This window comes from Paraclostridium sp. (assembly GCF_051657365.1).
In the GTDB taxonomy this organism is placed as follows: Bacteria; Bacillota; Clostridia; order Peptostreptococcales; family Peptostreptococcaceae; genus Paraclostridium.
This window is the reverse complement of the sequence record NZ_JBOFKN010000155.1, coordinates 1-1,516: the sequence shown is the minus strand read 5'-3', so window position 1 is coordinate 1,516 and position 1,516 is coordinate 1. Positions and strand designations below refer to the sequence as shown.

The window sequence follows — 1,516 nt, the reverse complement described above, 5'->3', positions numbered from 1 at the left end:
AAAGTATTTGGATTATTTAGAAAAAATAGATTATATAAAGGAAAATATAACTTATGGAAATATAGGTAGACCACAATATGTATATAAAAAATTATAAAATAAAAAATGCCTAGCTAATTAGCTAGGCATTTTATCTTATTATCTTATGACTGAGCATCTTTATTTTCAGTTGGTTTATTTTCTATTAAACGACTTTCATCATATGCATAATCAGTAAAGTCAATTTTATAGAAAAGTGCATAGATAACAGGAATAACTCCAAGAGCTAAAAATGTATCTGTAACAAGACCAAATATAAGAACAACTGCCACTGGTTGGAAAAGTGGTCCACCAAAGAAATATAATGGTAATAATCCAACTAAAGTTGTAGCAACAGTTAGAAAAATAGGTCTAAGTCTTGATTGACAACCGAACACAACAGCATCTTGATCATTTCTACCTAAATCATCTTTTTCTATGGTCATTTTATCTACTAGGATAATAGCGTGGTTAAGAACGACTCCAGCAAGGGCAATAATACCAATCATTGCCATAAATCCTAAATCAGTATTGGTTAACAATAATCCAATTGCAACTCCTAATATAGAAAGTGGAATAACAAGCATAATAGTTAAACCTTTTCTCATAGAGTTAAACTGTGCAACAACTAAGAAGAACATTCCTAAAATTGCTATTGGAACTTGAGCAAATAAAGCTTGTTGGTTTTCATCAGATGTTTGCATAATACCAGATGAATAATATTTAACATTAGGTCCCCACTCTTTAAGTTTTTCATTTAGCCAAGGCATAAACTTTTTATTAACTTCAAGAGGAGTAGTTGAATCTTTTATAGCTGCATCAATTTCAATAGAGTAAGCCATATTTCTAGTTGCAACTAAGCTATCATGATATTCTAGAGAGATTTTTGCAATTTGTTTTAAAGGTACTGCTTGACCTCTTGAGTTTACTAATTCTATAGATTGTATAGAATTTAAATCATCTTGATATTGATCAGTTCCTCTTAAAACTATTGGAATAATTGTACTTTGAGGTGGAGCATCAAAATTTCTATAGATACTAGCATTATAACCTTGAAGAACATATTGTAAATAAGTTCCAATGGTTTCATTATTAAATCCTGCAGTTTGAGCTTTTTCAGTATCTATTTCAATGAATATTTTAGGAACTTCAATTCCCCAGTCATCAGATACAGCATAAGTACCATCAAGAGAAGTAAGTTTAGTTTTAACCTCTTCTGCCACTTTCTTTAGAAGTTTTATATCACGTGAAGCGAAAACGTATCCTAAATCTTTAGCAAGAGAAACTCCACTACCTAATCCTTTAGAAACTACATCAATATCAGGATATTTATTTAAAAGATATTCGTTAATCTCTTGACTTAATTTTGGAATTAATCTGTAATCAGTTAGATTATACATAATATAAGCATATTCAGGGAGTTGTGTTTGTGGCGAATATCCTGTAGAGAATCTAGGTGCACCTCCACCTATAAATGACCCCCAACTTAAAACTCCAG

1 protein-coding gene is annotated in these 1,516 nt (G+C 30.6%); it reads right to left on the bottom strand.

Annotated features, from left to right (window positions below):
* Positions 1-143 precede the first annotated feature (143 nt).
* Positions 144-1,516: efflux RND transporter permease subunit (locus tag ACRCYC_RS11300; RefSeq protein WP_438510132.1), on the bottom strand; the 1,373-nt coding region annotated here is incomplete at its 5' end.